We start from the raw sequence: 19731 nt of genomic DNA, 5'->3' as shown, positions 1-19731 counted from the left end.
AAAGATCCTCTTGTTGAGAGCGAGTTCTTCTCGTCAGAGAGAGTGATGCGCACTGATCGCCGTGCCGATCAGCTTCTTGCTCAACGCCACGGGAGGCGGAGCAAGCTAGAAGTCTACAGCCTTCTTCGCCGTCTCTGGTCCACGCCTCGGTAACCGCCTCACTTTAGGCGTTTGTTGACCTTGATCGGATTCTGGGTGCGGTCGAAGCTCGCGACGTGTCCCTTGGTGCTCAGTTGGTCTAGGAGCAGGAGCGCGGCAGGAGAGTTCGGGATCTTGGGCTTCTGATACCCGACGTAGCTGAGCTTCTCGTACTCCCCTCCCAGCGCACTGAGCACAGCGTGGAGATGCTCTCCGGTCGCATTCCCGAGATACGGAAGCAGAAGCGTCAGCACCTGATCCGCCGGAACTCTCGCCGCGGCAAACTGAACGATGAGCGGGTACTTCACGGCGACGCCGAAATCGAGGGCCAAGCGCGCAAGCTGCTTGAGGCCGGCGATTCCGCCGTGCGGCGCGTACGCTTCGGCTTGCCCGACGATGACGCGCTTCGCTGCGTCGGACGCCGCGGAGCTGGCCAGAATCTGCCCGAGATCGCCCGGCACCAGTTCGGGAGTTGCCCACTCCGCGAACTTCGGCGAAGCGCGAAGAACTCTCTCCTTCGTCGCCCAGTCGGTATTGGCGAGATGCGCCCACGTCGCCGCATCGTCTGCGATGACCAGGCGCTCCCGCAGCTCCCCAAAGAGAACCCCGCTCTCCTGCGGCAGACGGCTAACGTCCACCCAGCGCTTGAGATTCAGGCTCTCCGCGAGCGTTGCGCGAAGCACAGGCCTGAGCAGAGGCGCAGCACCGATCAGCGTCACGGCGAGTTCCTGCTTCGCCGCCTCCTCCACTCCATCAATGCCGGAGATGGTGTCGGCGCCAGCGAGAACTGCCGCGAGCGGTTGATCGACGCTCCCCGCGTGGGCGATGTACTTGGTCACGTTTGCGAATGTCGCGGTGAACCGTTCATTCGTGCCGAGCGCTTCCCAGGTCTCTTCCGGTACGTCATCGATGTTCTGCACGATGCTGTCGTCCGATGCAGCCGCTATGAACCGTTCGACGGAGCCAGGCGCAGCCTCATGCACGGCGGCGATCAGTACGGCGAACTGTTCGGCACTCGCGTTCGACGGCACCCGTCCGTCGACCGCTGAAAGGTAAGCAGGCAACTCGCCCAGGACCTTGGGGTACACGTGCTGCGGATTCTTCTCGCGGATGACATCGAGCGAAAGTTCACCGCCACCGAGGGCCGAGCTCAGATTGTCGAACGTAAGGTCGTAGAGCCCCTGTCGCACGAACGCCGCACGAGCCGAGTCGCTGAGGAGGCGGAGATCGGGAATCGAGATCGCCATGGTCTTGAAAAGTTGTGCGACCCGTCGCGCAGCAGCGACAGACAGCTCAATTTCCGTGAGCGCCGGAAGCTGCGCGTAGTTCGCGGCGAGGTACTGCTTGCAGGCATCGTCAGTGCGGGGTCGGGCGCCGTCATGCAGGCTCTCGAGGCAGTTGCTGACGAGCTGGAGCCGCTTCTCGTCGTCCAGATCGACTTCCGAAACCAGGTAAGCGAGCGTTCGTGGACTCGCGACCGTGAGCCGAGCGACAAGCTCGCGCGATTGACTCCCGGCTTCGAAGTAACTCTGAACGAAGCGGCGAGCGTCCGGCTCCAGACGTGCGATCGCCGACACCATCGACTCGGCGTACGGACTGTTCGTCGCAAGCAGGTGATCAAGTATCGCGATGTTGAACAGGGCTGGATCGCCGAGCGAATGCGCCTTGCGTTCGCGAACAACTGCGTCGACGTCCTCACCGCTCAGCTTGAAATGCTCATCCATACGACCACGCTCGACGTGATGGATGATGAAATTCGTCGCAGCGGGGCTGACGCGGTCGCCGTGGAACGTCGACGTGTACAGCGTGAAGTTGCGGTCGATGAACCCAGCGCGGATCAATTCGAATGCGAGCCCGCGAGCGAGAAGTCGTTCCGCTACGTCGGTGAGCGGAAGTTCCTCGTCCTCAAAGTCGACAAGGAACTCCGGCCGCTTGATGAGGTCGCCCATGTCGCCGGAGCGGAGGAACTCGAGCTCCTGCTGGTGCTCCGCGATCCGTTCGTTGATTGCCTCGCGATCGACCTCTTTCCAGGTCTCCACGTTCAGGGTGTCGTCGAGGGCTGTCGCGACATCGGGGCGAGTGATCGACACAACCTGGCCGTGATACATGTTCCGCCAGATCACGGGAGACGTTCCATCGCCCTCGACGAAGTCCTTCCAAAAGGCGCTCGTACTGAAGTAGTCCGCCGTCCGCACGACACCTGCGTACTCATATCGCTCGTTGTAGCGAGTCAGGTTCGCCGACCGGATCATGATGTCGAGTTGGACGAAAAGCTTGTCCCCCAGCCGCTGCGCCCGGTTCCCGGCGTTTCCTGCGCGCGCCAGCTGGTGCTTCGCGACTCGTATCTCGCGTTCTATGCGCGTGACGTTGTCGGTGACGAGCGAGCGGCTGGCCTCGTAGAGCCGGTCAAGCTTGCTCTGGCCGAGGCGAATGACCTCAAAATCGCTGAGGTGCGTGCTTTTGTAGAGCATCATGGCGAAGAGGTCGGTCTCGCTCAGCTTGAGCTGTTCACCGTCGCCCGAGAAGATCCGATCTCTGAAAACCACGAACTCATTCCGGACGTTCTTCAGCAGCCGCATGTCGGGAACGAAGCGTGCCGCAAGGTCGACGAGGTCATCGGAGACCTTGTGATCGATGCCGCGGAGAATCTGCGTCGTCAGGTTGCGGGCGCTGCGGTGCGTGATGAACGGCACTACCGGGATGACCAGATCGAAGAACTTTGTACGGTTCGCCCGGATGGTCTCAGCCTGCGCCGGGTCGGTGACATCGACGAGCGTTGTGTCGGCCTTTCGTCCCTCCTGCTCCAGGCCGATCCGGTCGAAGATGCTGTCCTTGATCGCGTAGATGAAACGGACAGGCCGGTTCTCGATCTGCGGCGCAGAGTTCAGCAGCGTGTTGAGCGAGCGGAGCGTCTCGAAGATGTGCGAGTCGTTGAAGCGGTCGATGTCCTCGAAGATGACCACACGGTGTTTAGAAGTCTCGAAAAAGTAGACGATCTCGTCGAGATACTGGTCGAAGTAGGAGACTGACTTTTCGTCGAGCGTCACTGCAGCCGGTCCGGCGGAAAACTGCTTGATGTGGACGCGGCCGTGCAGGAGCCAGCGGGCAAGGTAAGCCGCCCCGGACGCGACGAGGAAGACTCCGGGATACACCCACAATCCGATCTCGCCCAGCGGCTCGAGCGTTTTGACGATGGTCGCGCCCCATCCGGCAATGAGGAAAATGAGCGTGATGACGAGCCCAACCAACGCTGCGAGGACGGTCTCTCGCCACGGATTGAACCGTTCGATGCGGCGAAACCGCGACCCCGCCGCATTGTCCGGCTCCTCTCGGTAGAGCAGCTGCTTGACGATTTCCTGTTGAATGCGGTTCGTCGGAGTGGTCGCCTGCCGTGGCACCGAGTCATCGAGGTCTGACTGCTCGATCGGGGCGAGGGTCGACAGGGACAGCTCGACGACTTCATCGCCCTTCAGCCTTGAGACCTCCTGGAGAATGCTGCTCTTGCCCACGCCGTAGTTTCCGGAGAGCGCGATGTTGCGGATGAGCGGGTTCTTGAGCGCCGTGACGATTGCATTGGCGTACTGGGCATGTTCCGACTCCATGAAAGTCGGCGTGAGTGCGACCAGATCCCACTCACTTGCGGATGAGCCCTCGCTTCGGACGGTGCCTTCGGTGTCTTCCCCCATGATGAGCCTGATTATGACAGTGACCTACGACACGTCAAGCACGAGCGCTTCAGGCTGATAGTCCGCAACTTGCTTCATCCAGCGCCAGCCGCAGCTGCGAATTCATCGGAACTCGATATCGTCGACTGATGCAGCCATCACGGTTGTTGCGTCACGAACAAGGGGGCACCATGGATCGACCCAATACGGCACCGACACTGCGCCTGCCTACATCGACCTGCTTCGCGAACCCGGGGAGCTTTACAAGCGCGCGTCAGACACCGTGCGACGGGACCTTCTTACTGCGTTCTTCGACCGCCTCGTCGTCGCGATGGAAGACAATCAGATTCGCGTCACAGGCGAACGCCACGGCGTGAACAATCAGATCCGGGAAATCAGTGGCGAGCTGAGGCTCCCCGAATCCGAAAATCAACCGAAAACAGAAACTCCCCGCTCAAAGGCGGGGAGTTCAGATCGTTCCATAGCCGGTTCTTTTGGCCATGGTTCGAGTAACGTTCGTATGGCTGGGGTACCTGGACTCGAACCAAGAACAACTGAACCAGAATCAGCCGTGTTGCCAATTACACCATACCCCAATGGCCCTGACCGGAGTCCGGGCCGTCGTCTACCCTAGCCTATCGGCCGGGCGCCTCCAAAACGGCACGATGGGCGACATCCGATGCCGCTAGCGTGAAAGCCATGAGCGTGAAGACCATCGGCATCCTGCTGTTCGAGAACGTCGAAGAACTCGACGCCGTGGGCCCGTGGGAGGTGCTCTCGTACTGGACCCTCAACCACCCCGACGACGGCTACGAAGTGCGGATGCTCGCCGACACCCTCGAGCCCGTGCGCGCCGCCAAAGGGCTCCGGATGCTGCCCGACACCGCTCTGGCCGACGCTCCCCCGCTCGAGGTACTCATCTACCCGGGCGGTCAGGGCACCCGGCCGCGCCTGGCCGACCCCGCCGAGCTCGACTGGGTGAGAGAGCAGCGCGCATCCGTTCCGCTCATGACGAGCGTGTGCACCGGGTCGCTCGTGTACGCGGCCGCGGGCATGCTCGCCGGGCGGCCTGCCACCACGCACTGGGAGTCGCTCGACCTTCTCGGGCAGCTCGACACGAGCATCGAGGTGCGGCGCGACGACCGGTTCGTCGACGACGGTGACCTCATCACGTCGTCCGGTGTCTCAGCCGGTATCGACATGGCGCTGCACCTAGTCGATCGCCTGGCCGGGCGCGAGCGGGCCATCGAGGTGCGCCGCGGCATCCAGTACGACCCGCAGCCGCCCGTCTAGCGCTCCCGACCCATCAGATCCCTGAGGGAGGAGTGCGTCGGACATGGCCCGGCACGAGGCGGCCGGAGGGCGCCCCCAAGCCGAGATCGGCCGGATGACACTCGCGACAACTGTCGCTTAGGCTTGTGGCATGAGCGGGAGAAGTCGCCTCGGGGTCGTTGCACTGACGGCGGTCGTGGGGCTGCTGGCCGGATGCGCGTCACCGTCGCCGGGGCTTCCTGCTGCGAGTGACGGAGCGGATGCTGCCTCCGCCCAGGGCGAAGCGATCCCCTCATCGACCGCGCCCATCGCGCCGGGTACAGAGGTGGCATCCGCCACCTTCGAGCCCCGATCGGGATCTGACGCGTCCGGGTCGTTCACGGTCATCGCGGGCGACGAAGCCGGGAGCTTCGAGATCGTGACGCACGACATCGTTGGTCCGACGGGGAGCGAGCTCACGTTCCTGCCCTACGAGATCGACTCCGCCCAGTCCTGCGCCGACACCGGATTCCGGTACTCTCCCGGCACACTCGACTCCCTGGGAACGGGACCCTTGCTGATGCCGCCCGACCTCACTCGCGGCGATCCGACCTTCTTCGGCTCGGCGGTGCTCACCGTCTACAGCGCTGCCGATCGAGAGCAGAACGACTGCCTGGCCACCGTGCTCGCCGCCGCACCGATCGTGTGGACACTCAGTCCTCAGCGACCGGATCTCGACGTGGCCGATTCGGGCGCGATGACGGGCGCAACGGGGTCGGTGGCGGTCGACGCATCCGGCTCGGCCAGCAGCTACACCGTCGCCGCCGGCGACACCCTGAGCAGCATCGCCGAGAGATTCGGCATCTCCGTCGACGACCTCTTCTACCTCAACCCGTCTCGGGTCCCGGCCCCGCAGGATCCGAGCGCCTACACCGGCGAAGTGCTCAACCTCTCGCCCGCCGAACGTTAGTCACCGCCACCCACATCGACACCGAGGAGAGAGCTGTCCTATGACTGCCCATCAGACCCCGCGAAGCGCATTGATCCTGGCCGCAGTGATGTCGACGGGAATTCTCTTGAGCGGATGCAGCGGTTCCGATGATGGCAGCACGGGCGCCTCATCCGTCGACCAGCCGGTCGCCTCGGGCGCCACAACCGCACCCGCGCCGGCCACCGACGATCCCTCGAGCTCGACCGCCGCTGCCGACGGATTCCCGACGTGCGACGAGGTCAAAGCAGCACTCGGCCCCGAGGTCGCCGGGCTCATCGAGCTCGCCGGCAGCGAGAACGGGGTGGCGACGGGAGCAGACGGGCCCGCTCTCGGATGCGCCTGGCACACCCCGGAGACGGATGGCTCGAACATCGACGTGGAGGAGTACGGCGGCATCTCGATCGGCATCTCGCGTGACCCCGATTACACCGAGGAGAGCATGCAGCCGCTCGGCTGGAACGTCGACGACGCGCGGGTAGCGGCCGCGGGCGCGTGGGCGTTGAAGGTCGGGGGTGCGTACGACCCCTCCGATCAACTGGACGTGACCGGCGTGCAGGTCGTGCGGGATGGCGTGGTCGTCGTGCTCACCTCCGGTGGAGTCGCACTTCAGGATGTGCCGCAACTGGCGTCATTGACCAACGAGTGGGCGCTCGGCGCCGGCGTGGCAGCGCTCGACCTGATGGACTGAGCCGCCGGGGCCACTCGCCCGCGCCCGGACTCACGCCGCCTGGCCGGCGACCTCCCCTCTCGATAGCATGCGGAGCATGGCAATCAGACTCGAGAATGTCGGGATCGCGGTTCGCGACATCGAGGCGGCGATCTCGTTCTTCACCGACCTGGGGCTCGAGGTCGTGGGCCGTGACACGATCAGCGGCGACTGGGCCGACACCGCCGTCGGCCTCGACGGCAACCACGCCACGATCGCCGTGCTCCGCACACCGGACGGGCACGGTCAGCTCGAGCTGTTCGAGTACCTCCATCCCGACGCGATCGAGACGCAACCCACCCTCCCCAACGAGATCGGCATGCACCGCGTCGCGTTCTCCGTCGACGACATCGACGCGGCGCTCGAGGTCGCGGCGCGCCACGGCTGCTACCCGCTCCGGGGCGTCGCCACCTACGGCGATGTCTACAGGCTCACTTACCTGCGCGGCCCGAGCGGCATCATCGTGATGCTTGCCCAGGAACTGAAGCAGGGCTGACGCCTCGCCTCACACCGACGGTCAGATGCCCCAGCGATGAGCGAGGGCGTGCTCGGCTAGCATTCCAGCATGGCGAACCCGACTCCGATCGACGACATCTCAATCGGCGGAGAGGGCATCCGTCTCGGGCAGTTCCTGAAGTTCGCCGGGCTGCTCGACAGCGGCGGAACCGTGAAAGAGGCGATCGCCGACGGTCTCGTCACCGTGAACGGCGAAGTCGACCGGCGGCGCGGGCGGCAGCTCGACCTCGGCGACGTCGTGGGCTTCGAGGGGCACAGCGCGCGCGTCTGCCCGTGACCGACCCACCCGCTCCGCCCGGGCGGCTCAGCGGCGCCCGAACAGGCGAGAGAGGAAGCCGCCTCCGGCCTGCGGTGCGTCATCCGCGTGCCCCGGGCAGCGATCGGCGCGCGGCACGCCCTTCATCACCGCGTCGACATGCTGGCCGCAGCCGGCCCACGTCGTCTTGCCGCACGTTCGGCACGTCACCGCTCTGCACATGATTGGTCTCCTGTCTGACGTTCCGGAGGGAACGCTCGACAGCCTAATACCCCCGGGGGTATTATCTGAACCATGAAGACGATCATTCTCGGTGGCGTGGCAGGCGGCATGTCGGTCGCCACGCGATTACGGCGTCTCGACGAGCGACGGGAGATCGTCGTGTTCGAACGGGGCTCTCACGTGTCGTTCGCGAACTGCGGGCTGCCCTACCACCTCGGCGGTGTGATCGAAGAGCGGAGCTCGCTGCTCCTGCAGACTCCCGCCTCACTCGCCGCCCGCTTCACCCTGGATGCGCGGGTTCGGCACGAGGTCGTCGGCATCGATGCCCACGCGAGATCCGTCACCGTGATCGACCGTGATTCCGGCCGCGAGTTCATCGAGCGATACGACACCCTCATCCTCGCCGGCGGCGCGACCGCGATCTCCGGGCCCACGCGCGGGATCGTGCCCACCCACACGCTCCGCAGCGTCGAGGACCTCGACGGCATCATGGGCGTACTCCAGGATGCCGCGGAGCCCGCCGCGGTCACCGTGATCGGGGGCGGCTACATCGGTCTCGAGGCCGTGGAGAACCTCCTGGCCCGCGGTGCTTCGGTGACGCTCGTGCAGCGCGGGACGCAGGTGCTGACGCCCCTCGATCCCGAGATGGCGGCACCGGTGGAGCGGATGCTGCGCGACCACGGAGTCGACGTGCGGCTCGGCGTCACCGTGACGGGCGCTCGAGAGGGGTCGGTTCTGCTGTCGGACGGCACCGAGGTGCGAACCGACCTGGTGATCGAAGCGAGCGGAGTGCACCCCGAGTCCGCGCTCGCGCGCGCGGCGGGGCTCACGATCGGGCCGACCGGCGGTATCTCCATCGACGGCCGGCACCGCACGAGCGATCCGTTCATCTACGCGGTGGGCGACGGCGCCGAGAAGACCGACGCCCTCGATGGCTCCCCCGTTCTCGTCACGATGGCAGGCCTCGCGAACAGGCACGGTCGGGCCGTAGCCGACGCGATCGCCGATACCGACGGGCGAGAATTCGCCACGGCTCCCGCGCTCGGCACCGGGATCGTGGGCGTTCTCGGCCTCACCGTGGCGACCGTCGGATGGAGCGAGAAGCGGCTCCGGGCCGCCGGGCGGGCGCACACCGTCGTGCACACGCATCCGTCGTCGCACGCGGGGTACTACCCGGGCGCGCAGCAGATGGCACTGAAGCTCCTCATCGATCCCGACGACGACCGCATCCTGGGCGCGCAGATCGTCGGCCGCGACGGCGTCGACAAGCGCATCGACGTGATTGCCACCGCCATGGCCGGCGGCATCACCGCATCCGCGCTGTCGCAGCTCGAGCTGGCCTACGCACCGCAGTACGGCTCGGCCAAAGACGCCGTCAACCTGGCCGGATACGTCGCCGACAACATCCGCACCGGCATGACCCGCACGCTCCAATGGCACGAGCTCGATGCCGCCCTGGCGGCGGGCGCGACCCTGATCGACGTGCGGAGCCCCGCCGAGCACGCGGGCCGATCCATCCCCGGATCCCTCAACCTGCCGCTCGACGACCTCCGCAGCCGGGCAGATGAGCTCCCCGCCGGGCCGATCGTGGTTCACTGCCAGGTGGGCCAACGCGGACACACCGCCTCCCGCCTGCTCAGCCAGCTCGGCCGCGACGTCGTGAACCTCGACGGCGGCTACCTGACCTGGGCGGCCGGAACCGCCTCCTCCCACTCCACTCCCCTCACCCCACGGAAAACAGCAGCATGAACCAGATCACCGTCGACCAGCTCGCAGCCCTCGACGAGCCCGTTCTCATCGATGTGCGGGAACGCGACGAGTTCGCAGCCTCGCACGCATCCGGCGCCGTGAACGTGCCCCTCTCTGAACTGCAGAGCAGGGTCGACGAGATCCCGACGGATGCGCCGGTGCACGTCATCTGCCAGGCCGGCGGCCGCAGCGCCCGGGCAACGGACTTCCTGGCTCAGAGCGGCATCCAGGCGATCGACGTCGCCGGCGGGACCACCGCGTGGATCCAGGCCGGGCACCCGACAGAGGGCGGCCAGTCGTGAGCGCCCCAGCAGCATCCGAGAGCGGCCGCCTCCACGACGCCGCCGCGGTGCGGAAGATCGCCAACCGTCTGAAGCGGGCCCAGGGCCAGCTCACCGCGGTCATCGGCGCCATGGAGAACGGCGGGGACTGCCGCGCCGTGGTGACGCAGCTCGCCGCGGTCTCGAGCGCCATCGACCGGGCCGGCTTCGCCATCATCTCGACCGCGCTGCGCGAGTGCATCACCGACGAGAACAGCGTCACCGACACCCCCACCGAGAGGCCGGATGACGCGGACGGCGCTACCGAGGCCGCCCGCAGCGGGCTGACCATCGAGGAACTCGAGAAGCTGTTCCTCACCCTCGCCTGATCATCCGCCGGCCGGGCGGGAGAAGAGGTTCACGAGGTTGCCGTCGGGATCGCGGAACAGGGTGGATCTGTTGCCCCACGGCATGGTGGTGGGTTCGAGCACGACGTCGTCGAGCAGTTCCTGCAGGCGGGCGAATTCCGCGTCGACATCCGTGACGAGGAATTCGATGATGATCGAGTCGTTGCGGCCCGGTCGTGGCGCGTCGTCGCCGAGCAGGGCGACCGTCGCCGTGCTCGCGACCGCGAGGGTGCCCGAGGTCGTTCGGATCTCGGCGAAGACCGGGGCGGGCCGGATGGCGGTCGTGCCCGTCACGGCCTCGTAGAAGGCGGCGAGCCGGTCGACGTCTCCGGTGATGATGCGGATCGATGCGAGGTTCATGTCTTTCCTTTCCGCCGCGCCGTTCGGCTCGACCCCTCCATCGTCGGCTCCCCGAGCGACACCGTCGTGTCGGTGTTTAGGCCGAATCGCCGCCCAGACCGATCGCTCGCAGCCGACCTTCGACGATGCCGAGATCCTCCGCGTGGAGCGTCCTCCGGGGCGGTCGCTCGCTCAAGGGCTCGGCGCGCAGGATGCGGTCGCTCCGGAACGCGCGAAGACCGTCACGAAGACGGCACCAGGCGATCAGGTACCAGGTGCTCCCCTTGCCGACGAAGCCCATCGGCTCGACATCGCGCACGGTCGCGGCTCCTTCGCGGTCGCTGTAGGAGATGCGCAGAACCTGTCCTGTGCGCAGCGCCTCGGCGATGCCCAGGGGCGCTTCGTTCGCATCCTCCTCGCCGAGGAGGTGGATGCGGGCGGCGAGGTGCGCCGTCTCCTGCACGCTTTGGTCATTCGTGACGGCGACGACCTTGCGCAGGGCCGACCGCGCCGAATCGCGGAACGGGCTCGTGCCCATCGCCCCCAGAGCGACCGTCACGGCGAGCGCCTCATCGACGGAGAACCCGAGAGGCGCCAGGGTGTGCGCCGTATCGAGGCAGTAGCCGCCGGTACGGCCGGGTTCCGCCCAGATGGGCACACCACCCTGCTGCAACGCCGACACGTCTCGCTCGATGGTTCTCGAGCTGACCTCGAACCTGTCGGCGAGCCACCGAGCACTCCTGGGGCGCGGCGCGACCGCCCGCAGCTCCTCCACGAGCGCGTAGAGCCTGTCGGTGCGGGTCACCCTTCGACCCTAGTTGCGGAGCGGAAGAGCGTGACACCGTCAGGCGTGCGAGGCCTCTGCGGTCAGGGCCTGGAGCAGCTGGAGCAGCAGCGCCCGCTCGGCCTCGTCGAGGGGACCGAAGAGGTCATGCAGCACGGCGGCTGCCACTCGATGGCCGGCGTCGACGGCGGTCCGACCAGCATCCGTCAGCGCGTGCTCCACCCGGCGCCCACGGCCCGCCGAGCGCTCGACGAGGCCGCGCGCGACCAGCCGGGTGGCCAGTGTGCCGAACGCCTGGTCGCTCTGGAACGTCGCGACGGCGAGATCGTGGCCGGATGCGCCGGGCATCCGGTCGATGGCCCGCAGTGCGTCCCACTGCACGAGGCTGACCCCGATGTCCTGGAGGGCGGTATCCATCGTGCGATGGTTCCGGTACTGCGCACGCTTGATCATCTGCCCGAGGGCTTCCAGGTCTGTCGTCATGGTGCTAGCGTATCAACATCACTATATAAACATATTGATTTAGGAGAACGATGAACCCCACTCTTCCGACAGACCTCCCCGTCGTCGAGGCCGGCGACCCCACAGCCCGCACGGCGCTGATCCTCCACGGTGGCGGCGGGCCCCAGACCGTGGCACCCCTCGTGGCGCATCTCGCCACCACCCTGCACGCCCTGGCACCGACGCATCCGGGGTGGGAGGGAACGCCGCGCCCCGACTCGATCGCTTCTGTCGACGACCTCGCTGCCGCCTATCTGGCCCTGCTCGCCGACCAGGGCCGGCGCGACGTCGTCGTGGTCGGATCCTCCATCGGAGGATGGATCGCTCTCGAGATGGCCGTTCAGGCTGCGGCCGACGAACGGTACGCCGGACTGATCGGCGCCGTCATCGACATCGACGGGGTGGGCGTCGTGGTGGACTCCGAGCCCATCACCGACTTCTTCTCGCTCGACGCGCGCGGACTCGCCGAGGTCGCGTGGCACGACCCCGACCGCGGGTACCAGGATCCGGCCACCCTCACCGACGAGCAGCGAGCCGTGCGCCAGGAGAACGGGCGCACGATGGCCGTGATCGCGGGCCGGGGCATGAGCGATCCGGCCCTCCTCGCGCGACTGGACACCGTGCGCACGCCCGTCCTCCTGGTGTGGGGTGAGAGCGACCGGGTCGTCACCCCCGCGTACGGCCGCGCGGTCGCCCAGGCCTTGCCGAACGCGGAGTTCGTCGAGATCGCGGAAGCCGGGCACCTGCCCCACCTCGAAGCGCCGACGGCCACGTGGGCCGCCATCGATCCGTTCATCCGACGCTGATCTGAAGCACCAGCGCGACACCGAGCGCGACGACCAGACCGTTGCCCAGCGCAGCCGTCGCGCGCTGGAACGAGGGGCGCATCCGGTGGCGGAGGCCGGCGCCCAGCGCGACGAGCAGCGCCTGCCACCCGAAGGAGGCGATGCCCACGCCCGCGATGAAGGCGATCGCGGTGGCCGGCGCCTGCGACACCTGGCCGAGCGCCGTGAGGATCGCGGTGAAGTACAGAAGTGTGGCCGGGTTGATGGCGGTCAGTCCGAGGAAGAGCGCGTAGCGCCTGAGCGAGCCGCCCGGCTGCGTCACCATCCCACCGACGGCCGCCGGGGTGCGCCGGACTCCCACGAGGCCGCGCACCCCGATCGCGATGAGAGCTGAGCCTCCGACGATCTGAGGCCACGGCGTCCAGCCGCTGACGACCGGACCCGCCAGCGCACCCGCGCCGACGGCCGCCGCGCAGTACAGGATGTCCACCGTCGCGACCGCCGCGGCGCCCGGTATGCCTCGGCGCAGGCCGCGCGACACGCCCTCGTGCACGAGCAGCACGCCGATGGCCCCCAGAGGAACCGCGAGGGCGAGCCCTGCGGCCGCACCGGAGAGGAAGAAGAAGGAGATGTCCACACCCCCGACTCTGAAACACCGCGCTCGCATGGCCCGCTCATTCGGTCAGTCGCTTGAGACAATTGCTCGCATGGATGCCCTCGACAGTGAAATCATCGACATTCTCCGCCAAGATGGCCGTGCATCGTTCAGTGAGATCGGCCGCCGGATCGGGCTCAGCACGAACGCGACGGCAACGCGGGTTCGCCGGCTCGAGAGGGCCGGAGTGATCATCGGCTACCGCGCGGTGCTCGGCTCCGACGCCGCCGATCCCACCGAGGGACTGGAAGCCTTCATCGACGTGCGACTCGATTCCGGCCGCGATTCGGAGGAATTCCTCGTCTGGGCTCAGCGCATCCCGGAGATCAGGGACGCCGTTCACGTGACCGGCGCCTACGACTACCTCCTGCACATCCGGGTGAGCGGCACCCCCGCCCTCGACCGGCTCCTGCGCAGCCTCAAGAACGACGGCGGGGCGACGCACACGCAGACCCGCCTCGCCCTGCGCTGAGAGGCGGTGCGGCGGCGACGCAGCACGCCTTCGACAGGTCGGATGAACGGAATCCGCGGCGGGAGCAATCCTGCCGGGGTTCGGCCGCGAAAACTTTTTTGCCGGGATGTGTGACGAATCATGCACTCGCCCCGTCTCATCTGTATAAGCACGAAAATCCCCGGTACATCTCCGGGGCCGACCTGAAGGAGAAACACCATGGCCACCCCCACCACTCCCGCATCCCCGGCTGTGAGCACCCCCACGAACGTTCAGACCGCCCTCGGCAAGACCGTGATCAACGACGCCGTCGTGGCGAAGGTCGCCGGCATCGCCGCTCGCGAGGCCCGCGGCGTCTACGCCCTCGGTGGCGGAGCGGCCCGCGCGTTCGGCGCCATCCGTGAGGCCGTAGCCGGCACCGATCAGACGCAGGGCATCAGCGTCGAGGTCGGCGAGACCCAGGTGGCGGTCGACGTCACCATCGTGGCCGAGTACCCCGCTCCCCTGCAGGACATCGCCGATGGCGTGCGTTCGGGCATCATCCGCGCGGTGGAGACCATCGTCGGACTCGAGGTCACCGAGGTCAACGTGACCGTGAACGACGTGCACCTGCCCTCCGACGACGCCGACCAGGCTGCTGAGGCGCGAGTCCAGTGACCACCACCGCAACCCGCACCGGAATCCTGGTGGGCGCCGTCCTGGCGCTCACCTGGGTGATCGTCGGCTTCTGGGCGTTCTTCTTCGTGGCGGTCGCCATGGCGGTCGGCGCACTGATCGGCCGAATCGTCGAGGGCAAGCTCGACGTGTCGGCTCTGGTCGGCGCGTTCCGAGGAAAGCGTTCGTCGTCATGACCGCCGCCGCGACCACCGTCGCGGCCCGCCCCGTCACCGCACCCGGCGCCACGAGCGATCGTGGCCGCAACCGCATCACGTCGAAGGCTCTGAACCGGGTCGTGGCTGCGGTCACGGCCGATGCGCTCGGCGTGAAGGCATCTCGGGTGGGCGTGGACCTGGCCGATGAGAAGGGCCTGCTCGTTCTCACGGTCACCACTCCCATCCGGGTCGTCTCCCTCGCTCGGGTGCACGACGGCGACGGCGTGGTGAGCCGCTCCGGCGGTTCCATCGTCGACCGGGCCGCCCGCGCGCAGGAGATCATCCGCGATCGCGTGAACGAGATCACGGGCTCGGCCATCGGCCGGGTCACCGTCCGGCTCTCCGGAGCCGACATCCAGGAAGAGGAACGAGTCCGATGAGCACGACCCTCACCCCTCAGGCGGATGCGCCACCCGCGCCGTCGCCGACGGGCACTGTCTCTGCGAACCGAGGCATCTACCGGCGCATCGGCCGGCGGGAGACGCACTCACCGCGGTCGCTGCTGGCGATCGTGCTCGCCGTGGCGCTCATCCTGGTGCTGGCCTGGCTCGGTACCGAGATCGTTCTCGCCCTGCTCGGGGCTCCCGCCCTGCTCGTGGCGCCGGTCGACATGTTCACCTCCGCGGTGAACCTGCTCGACGCCCCTACCGGGATCGTGGCTGCGGCCGGGATCGTCGTCGCCGTGATCGGGCTCGTGCTCGTGATCGCGGGCGTGGCACCCGGACGCCGGGCTCGTCACCTGCTGATGTCGGAGCGCACCGTCGTGGTCGTGGACAACGAGGTGATCGCCTCGGCCCTGGCCCGGCACGCCTCGCTGGCCGGCAACGTCGACCCCGACAACGCATCCGTCTCCGTCTCGCATCGCACCGCCGAGGTGCACCTGACTCCCACCACGGGCATTCCCGTGGATCGGGATGCGGTGACCTCGACGGTGACCGAGCAGCTCGACTCCTACGGGCTCACGCCCTCGGTGCGCCCCCGGGTGCGCATCGCCACAAGCGGAAGGATCGGCGCATGAACTCCACCAATCGAGCCGCGAATCGGCTCCTGATCCTCGTCGTCGGGCTGCTGCTGGTCGTCGTGGGTGCAGCGGCCGCGACCGCGGCGCTCATCCCGTCGGTGCAGGATGCCTGGAGGAACACAGCGGGTGCCGTGCGCGACCAGGTCTTCGCCTGGTTGCAGCAGACGCCGCTCGGCGACACCGGGGTGAGCTGGATCATGCCGGCGCTGCTCGTGATCGCCGTCGTGGCCGTCATCCTGCTGATCGTGTTCATCGTTCGGCAGGGGCGTGGCCACACCGGCATCGCCGTGACCGAGCCCACGAGCGAGCACGGAACCACCGTGATCGAGTCGGCGGTCGCGGAACATGCCCTGCAGGACGCCATCGGCAGCCGGCCGGAGTTCGTCGCGTCGCACGTCAGCACGTACCGCGTGAAGCGCACTCCGGTGCTGAAGATCTCGGTCACCTGCCGCCGGGGCGTGTCGCCGAAGGATGCCGCGGCCATCGTCGAGGACGCCGTGCGCGCTCTCGACCTGCTCCTCGGCCGGCCACTGCCGGCGCTGGTGCAGATCAGCGGCGGCTTCCGCGCCCGCGTCACCTCCACCACCCGCCTGCAATAGCGGGAACACCCCCGTCGGGGTAGGAAGAAGAGCACCATGCCCAAGCCCATCGTCTGGATCGTCGTCATCGCGTTCGGCATCACCGCCTACGTGATCGGCACCCGCACCCAGGCCACGAAGGACACCGCCAAGCGCATCGCGCACAAGCGGCACTGACCCGTCACCACCTCCCGGCGTCCGCACCCGCAGACGCCACTTCCCAGAAACACCACTACGAAAGGAGCTCATCATGAGCGCAGCAGACAAGATCAAGAACGCCGCAGAAGACCTCGCCGGCAAGGCCAAGGAAGCCGTCGGAAACGTCACCGACAACGACAAGCTCGTTGCCGAGGGCAAGGCCGACCAGGCCAAGGCCGATGCGAAGAAGGCCGGCGAGAACGTCAAGGACGCCTTCAAGCACTGACACCTCGTCAAGCACTGACACCTCGCGCTGACCGCCCGCGCTACCCGCCGGGCATCAGCACCGTGTGGCCGTCACCCGCCGGTGGCGGCCACATCTCTGTGCGCAGCATCCGCAATTCACATCCCGATCCACCTCCACGAAAGAGAGACACCCTCATGGGCTTCTTCGGCTTCCTCCTCCTCGGCCTCCTCGCCGGAGCCATCGCCAAACTGATCCTCCCCGGCAAGCAGGGCGGCGGATGGTTCATCACCCTCCTCCTCGGCGTCGTCGGCGCGCTCCTCGGAGGGTTCCTCGGGGGCATCCTGTTCAACGCCCCTCTGCAGGACTTCTTCAGCCTCCAGACCTGGCTGCTCGCCATCGGCGGCTCCCTCATCGTGCTGTTGATCTACGGCCTCATCGTGGGCCGACGCAAGGCCTGACCAGCGCACCAGCGACGGGGCGTCCGGGACATCCGGGCGCCCCGTCGTCGTGTGCTGGTTAGACTTCCATTCACAATCATGAAGCTCGGGCGGGAGGGCGATGAGGCGGATAGCGGGCTGGCTGGCCGGGCGGGCCATCCCTCCGTTCGCCTGGGTCACCGCGGCCGCGGGAGCCGTCATCGCGGCGAGCGGCCTGCTGGATGCCGTCACCTCGACCGGAAATCCGCTCGGCAGCGGGTGGACCTGGTTCTGGGTGGCCGTGACCGTCGTGCTCTCCGGCACCCCGATCGCGCTGGGCATCCGCTTCGTGCACGGGATCGGCCTCGTGGGTGCGAGCGTCTTCTTCGTCATCACCTCCCTGCAGCTGGCCGTCTCCACCGCAGCGGTCGCCTCCATCAACAACGTCGTGCTGTATCCGATGCTCGCCTGCTATCTGGGCTGGTTCTACCGGAGGTGGGTCGCCCGGGCCGTGACCGGGGTCGGGTTCGCGCTCTCCCTCACCGCCGTGCTGCTGAATCCGTTCGATGCCGTGCTGCTCACCTGGTTCAACATCCTGCTCGCCTCGGTGTTCTGCCTCGAAGCAGCGGGGTATCTCCGCGGCCGCCTCGACCGGGAGATCACCACCGACCCCCTCACCGGGCTGCTCAATCGTTCGGGACTCGATGCCCGCATCGATCTGGAGCTCGCGCGGGCATCGCGAACGGGGCTGCCGGTCGCGGTGGTGATCGTCGACCTGGACGACTTCAAGCGGATCAACGACGAGCGCGGCCACGCCGCCGGCGACCGCCTGCTCGTGGACTTCGCCGCCGCACTGCGCGACTGCACCCGGCCCTATGACCTCGTCGCCCGAATCGGGGGCGACGAGTTCCTTCTCGTTCTGCCCGCCACCGCGGAGAGTGAGGCGCTCGACCTGATCGAGCGCCTGGAGGCGACGACGCCGGAACGCTGGTCGTTCGGTCTCGCCACCGCCGACCCGGCCGATACCGCTCACTCCATCCGGGATCGCGCCGACCAGCGCCTCTATGCGCACAAGGCGGCGCGGAAGCAGAACCCCTTCGCTCCGTGACCGCGCCGAGGCGCTGCCGCCCCGAGGCGCTGCCGCCCCGTCGACTTGCCAGAAGATGTTGCCTCGGAGCGTGACTTGCCACAACTTGTGGCAACTCGATGCTGACCCGCTGTGAACACTTGTGGCAAGGCGATGCCGGCCCGCCCGGGACACCCCAGGCGGGCCGGCCCACCGGCTACTGCTGGATGAAGGCCAGCAGGTCGGGGTTGATGACGTCGGCGTGGGTGGTCAGCATGCCGTGGGGGTAGCCCTCGTAGATCTTGAGGGTGGAGTTGCTGAGGAGTTCGTGCTGCTTCAACGACGCATCCTTGTAGGGAACGACCTGGTCGTCGTCGCCCTGGGTCACGAGAACCGGAACGGAGATGGCCTTGAGGTCCTCGGTCTGGTCGGTCTCCGAGAAGGCCTTGATGCCCTCGTAGTGGGCCAGGGCGCTGCCCGTCATGCCCTGACGCCACCAATTGCCGATCACGGGCTCGGAGACGGTGGCACCGGGGCGGTTGAAGCCGTAGAACGGGCCGGATGCGACGGCCTGGTAGAACTCGGCCCGGTTGGCGGCCAGGGCGCTCCGGAACCCGTCGAACACCGAGAGCGGCGTGCCCTCGGGATTCGCGTCCGTCTGAACCATCAGCGGCGGCACCGACGACACCAGCACGGCCTTCGCCACGCGGCCCTGCGGCTCTCCGTACTTCGCGACGTAGCGGGCGACCTGGCCGCCGCCGGTGGAGTGACCGATGTGGATCGCGTTCTGCAGGTCGAGGTGCCGCACCACCGCGTCGACGTCGCTGGCGTAGTGGTCCATGTCGTGGCCGGTGCCGACCTGCGACGACCGTCCGTGGCCCCGCCGGTCGCTCGCGATCACCCGGTAGCCGTGGGCGTGGAAGAAGAGCATCTGGGCATCCCAGTCGTCGGACGACAGCGGCCATCCGTGGTGGAACATGATGGGCTGCGCGTCGACGTCGCCCCAGTCCTTGTAGTAGATCTCCACGCCATCATCCGTGGTCACAAATGCCATGATCAGTCCTCCGTCGTCGTGTCGAACCGAGCTGCGCTCGGCTACTGCCGCACCCGTCAGAGTGCGGGGTATCTCCAACCTAACTTCGACGCCCCGCCGTCAGAAGGGCCCTGCGGGCACCCCTCCCCGACGGGACTAGGAGACTCCGAGCGGGGTGCCGGTCAGACCGGGCGGATGCGGTCGTTCCGCAGGTGCTCGTACACCACCGAGGTGCGCACGTCCGCGACCTCCGGACGCTCCGTCAGGCGGTCGATCACGAAGGCGTAGAGACTGTCGTTGTCGGGAACCGCGACGTGGATGAGGAAGTCCTCGTTGCCCGACGTCACGAAGACTCCGAGCGTGTCGGGCAGTGCGCTCACCCAATTGCGGAAGCCCTCGATGTTGCGACGCGACGGCGGCCGGATGCGCACGGCGATCATCGCCTGCACCGGCCGGCCGATCGACGGCAGGTCGAGGTCGAGGCGCGCACCCCGGATGACGCCGCGCTCGCGGAGCGCGCGCGTTCGGTCGAGCGCCGTCGTCGGCGAGACCCCGACGGCCGCCGCCACGTCGCGATTCGTGCGGCGCGCATCCGACTGCAATTCGGCCAGGATCGCCGCATCTAGTTCGTCGAGACCCACGTTCGCCGCCCTTCATCCGTATTATGTGCGCCTGAATTGTATC

General features: G+C 67.3%; 25 protein-coding genes and 1 tRNA gene. 18 read left to right on the top strand and 8 right to left on the bottom strand.

The annotated features are described in order from the left end of the window. Positions 1–158: 158 nt before the first annotated feature. Both EPO52_RS04100 and EPO52_RS04095 read right to left on the bottom strand, forming a co-directional pair. Positions 159–3824, bottom strand: a complete 3666-nt coding sequence (locus tag EPO52_RS04100; RefSeq protein WP_290802344.1) for a DNA-binding protein — start codon at positions 3822–3824, stop codon at positions 159–161. Positions 3825–4324: 500 nt separating this feature from the next. Next, a tRNA-Gln gene (locus tag EPO52_RS04095) sits at positions 4325–4399 on the bottom strand. Between the two features lie 103 nt (positions 4400–4502). Between EPO52_RS04095 and EPO52_RS04090 the strand changes: the two genes are divergently transcribed. The 8 genes from EPO52_RS04090 (at position 4503) to EPO52_RS04055 (ending at position 10143) form a co-directional block, all read left to right on the top strand. Continuing rightward, on the top strand, positions 4503–5096 hold the full coding sequence (locus EPO52_RS04090) for a DJ-1/PfpI family protein (protein WP_290802341.1): 594 nt from the start codon (positions 4503–4505) through the stop codon (positions 5094–5096). 130 nt (positions 5097–5226) lie between these two features. Then, complete coding sequence (locus tag EPO52_RS04085; protein ID WP_290802339.1) at positions 5227–6024, top strand: LysM domain-containing protein; 798 nt, start codon at positions 5227–5229, stop codon at positions 6022–6024. 40 nt (positions 6025–6064) lie between these two features. After that, on the top strand, positions 6065–6733 hold the full coding sequence (locus tag EPO52_RS04080; protein ID WP_290802336.1) for a hypothetical protein: 669 nt from the start codon (positions 6065–6067) through the stop codon (positions 6731–6733). A gap of 76 nt (positions 6734–6809) precedes the next feature. Further along, positions 6810–7247, top strand: a complete 438-nt coding sequence (locus tag EPO52_RS04075; protein ID WP_290802332.1) for a VOC family protein — start codon at positions 6810–6812, stop codon at positions 7245–7247. 69 nt (positions 7248–7316) lie between these two features. Continuing rightward, positions 7317–7544 carry an RNA-binding S4 domain-containing protein gene (locus EPO52_RS04070; RefSeq protein WP_290802329.1) on the top strand — a complete coding sequence of 76 codons (228 nt, stop codon included), beginning with the start codon at positions 7317–7319 and terminating at the stop codon, positions 7542–7544. A gap of 273 nt (positions 7545–7817) precedes the next feature. Then, positions 7818–9494 (top strand): FAD-dependent oxidoreductase, encoded by a 1677-nt coding sequence (locus EPO52_RS04065; protein ID WP_290802326.1) that lies wholly within the window; start codon positions 7818–7820, stop codon positions 9492–9494. After that, complete coding sequence (locus EPO52_RS04060) at positions 9491–9796, top strand: rhodanese-like domain-containing protein (RefSeq protein ID WP_290802323.1); 306 nt, start codon at positions 9491–9493, stop codon at positions 9794–9796. The genes EPO52_RS04065 and EPO52_RS04060 overlap by 4 nt, the downstream gene beginning before the upstream one ends. Further along, a complete protein-coding gene (locus EPO52_RS04055) occupies positions 9793–10143 on the top strand; it encodes a metal-sensing transcriptional repressor (protein ID WP_290802321.1) in 351 nt (116 codons plus the stop codon). Before EPO52_RS04060 ends, EPO52_RS04055 begins: the two co-directional genes overlap by 4 nt. Here EPO52_RS04055 and EPO52_RS04050 read toward each other — a convergent pair whose 3' ends face one another. From EPO52_RS04050 to EPO52_RS04040, 3 genes are all read right to left on the bottom strand, one after another. Beyond that, complete coding sequence (locus EPO52_RS04050; RefSeq protein ID WP_290802318.1) at positions 10144–10521, bottom strand: VOC family protein; 378 nt, start codon at positions 10519–10521, stop codon at positions 10144–10146. It lies immediately after the preceding gene. Positions 10522–10597: 76 nt separating this feature from the next. Beyond that, entirely contained in the window at positions 10598–11305 is a 708-nt protein-coding gene (locus EPO52_RS04045; protein WP_290802316.1) for a WYL domain-containing protein, read from the bottom strand. Between the two features lie 39 nt (positions 11306–11344). Next, the gene (locus EPO52_RS04040) at positions 11345–11767 is read right to left on the bottom strand and encodes a MarR family transcriptional regulator (protein WP_290802312.1); all 423 of its coding nucleotides are present in this window, start codon (positions 11765–11767) and stop codon (positions 11345–11347) included. 50 nt (positions 11768–11817) lie between these two features. Here EPO52_RS04040 and EPO52_RS04035 point away from each other — a divergent pair, with 50 nt between their 5' ends. Beyond that, positions 11818–12591, top strand: coding sequence for an alpha/beta hydrolase (locus EPO52_RS04035; protein ID WP_290802310.1), 774 nt, complete (start codon positions 11818–11820; stop codon positions 12589–12591). Here EPO52_RS04035 and EPO52_RS04030 read toward each other — a convergent pair. After that, the gene (locus EPO52_RS04030; RefSeq protein WP_290802307.1) at positions 12578–13207 is read right to left on the bottom strand and encodes a LysE family transporter; all 630 of its coding nucleotides are present in this window, start codon (positions 13205–13207) and stop codon (positions 12578–12580) included. The genes EPO52_RS04035 and EPO52_RS04030 overlap by 14 nt on opposite strands. A 70-nt stretch (positions 13208–13277) precedes the next feature. Between EPO52_RS04030 and EPO52_RS04025 the strand changes: the two genes are divergently transcribed. From EPO52_RS04025 to EPO52_RS03985, 9 genes are all read left to right on the top strand, one after another. After that, positions 13278–13697 (top strand): Lrp/AsnC family transcriptional regulator, encoded by a 420-nt coding sequence (locus EPO52_RS04025; protein ID WP_290802303.1) that lies wholly within the window; start codon positions 13278–13280, stop codon positions 13695–13697. A gap of 198 nt (positions 13698–13895) precedes the next feature. Next, positions 13896–14333, top strand: a complete 438-nt coding sequence (locus EPO52_RS04020; protein WP_290802300.1) for an Asp23/Gls24 family envelope stress response protein — start codon at positions 13896–13898, stop codon at positions 14331–14333. Further along, a complete protein-coding gene (locus EPO52_RS04015) occupies positions 14330–14527 on the top strand; it encodes a DUF2273 domain-containing protein (RefSeq protein ID WP_290802298.1) in 198 nt (65 codons plus the stop codon). The genes EPO52_RS04020 and EPO52_RS04015 overlap by 4 nt, the downstream gene beginning before the upstream one ends. Further along, positions 14524–14928, top strand: coding sequence for a hypothetical protein (locus EPO52_RS04010; RefSeq protein WP_290802295.1), 405 nt, complete (start codon positions 14524–14526; stop codon positions 14926–14928). Before EPO52_RS04015 ends, EPO52_RS04010 begins: the two co-directional genes overlap by 4 nt. Then, the gene (locus tag EPO52_RS04005; RefSeq protein WP_290802292.1) at positions 14925–15566 is read left to right on the top strand and encodes a DUF6286 domain-containing protein; all 642 of its coding nucleotides are present in this window, start codon (positions 14925–14927) and stop codon (positions 15564–15566) included. The genes EPO52_RS04010 and EPO52_RS04005 overlap by 4 nt, the downstream gene beginning before the upstream one ends. Then, the gene (locus EPO52_RS04000; protein WP_290802289.1) at positions 15563–16168 is read left to right on the top strand and encodes a hypothetical protein; all 606 of its coding nucleotides are present in this window, start codon (positions 15563–15565) and stop codon (positions 16166–16168) included. The genes EPO52_RS04005 and EPO52_RS04000 overlap by 4 nt, the downstream gene beginning before the upstream one ends. A 229-nt stretch (positions 16169–16397) precedes the next feature. Further along, positions 16398–16571 carry a CsbD family protein gene (locus tag EPO52_RS03995; RefSeq protein WP_290802287.1) on the top strand — a complete coding sequence of 58 codons (174 nt, stop codon included), beginning with the start codon at positions 16398–16400 and terminating at the stop codon, positions 16569–16571. 155 nt (positions 16572–16726) lie between these two features. Beyond that, positions 16727–16990 carry a GlsB/YeaQ/YmgE family stress response membrane protein gene (locus EPO52_RS03990; protein ID WP_290802284.1) on the top strand — a complete coding sequence of 88 codons (264 nt, stop codon included), beginning with the start codon at positions 16727–16729 and terminating at the stop codon, positions 16988–16990. 100 nt (positions 16991–17090) lie between these two features. Beyond that, a complete protein-coding gene (locus EPO52_RS03985) occupies positions 17091–18056 on the top strand; it encodes a GGDEF domain-containing protein (protein ID WP_290802281.1) in 966 nt (321 codons plus the stop codon). A gap of 175 nt (positions 18057–18231) precedes the next feature. Here the strand turns inward: EPO52_RS03985 and EPO52_RS03980 are convergent, their stop codons facing one another. Both EPO52_RS03980 and EPO52_RS03975 read right to left on the bottom strand, forming a co-directional pair. Beyond that, positions 18232–19068 carry an alpha/beta hydrolase gene (locus EPO52_RS03980; protein WP_290802278.1) on the bottom strand — a complete coding sequence of 279 codons (837 nt, stop codon included), beginning with the start codon at positions 19066–19068 and terminating at the stop codon, positions 18232–18234. Between the two features lie 161 nt (positions 19069–19229). Continuing rightward, complete coding sequence (locus EPO52_RS03975; protein ID WP_290802275.1) at positions 19230–19688, bottom strand: Lrp/AsnC family transcriptional regulator; 459 nt, start codon at positions 19686–19688, stop codon at positions 19230–19232. Positions 19689–19731 lie beyond the last annotated feature (43 nt).

The organism is Herbiconiux sp., from assembly GCF_004297105.1.
GTDB lineage: Bacteria > Actinomycetota > Actinomycetes > Actinomycetales > Microbacteriaceae > Herbiconiux.
Note: the sequence above shows the minus strand (reverse complement) of the source record. Positions and strands in the feature narration are given on the sequence as shown.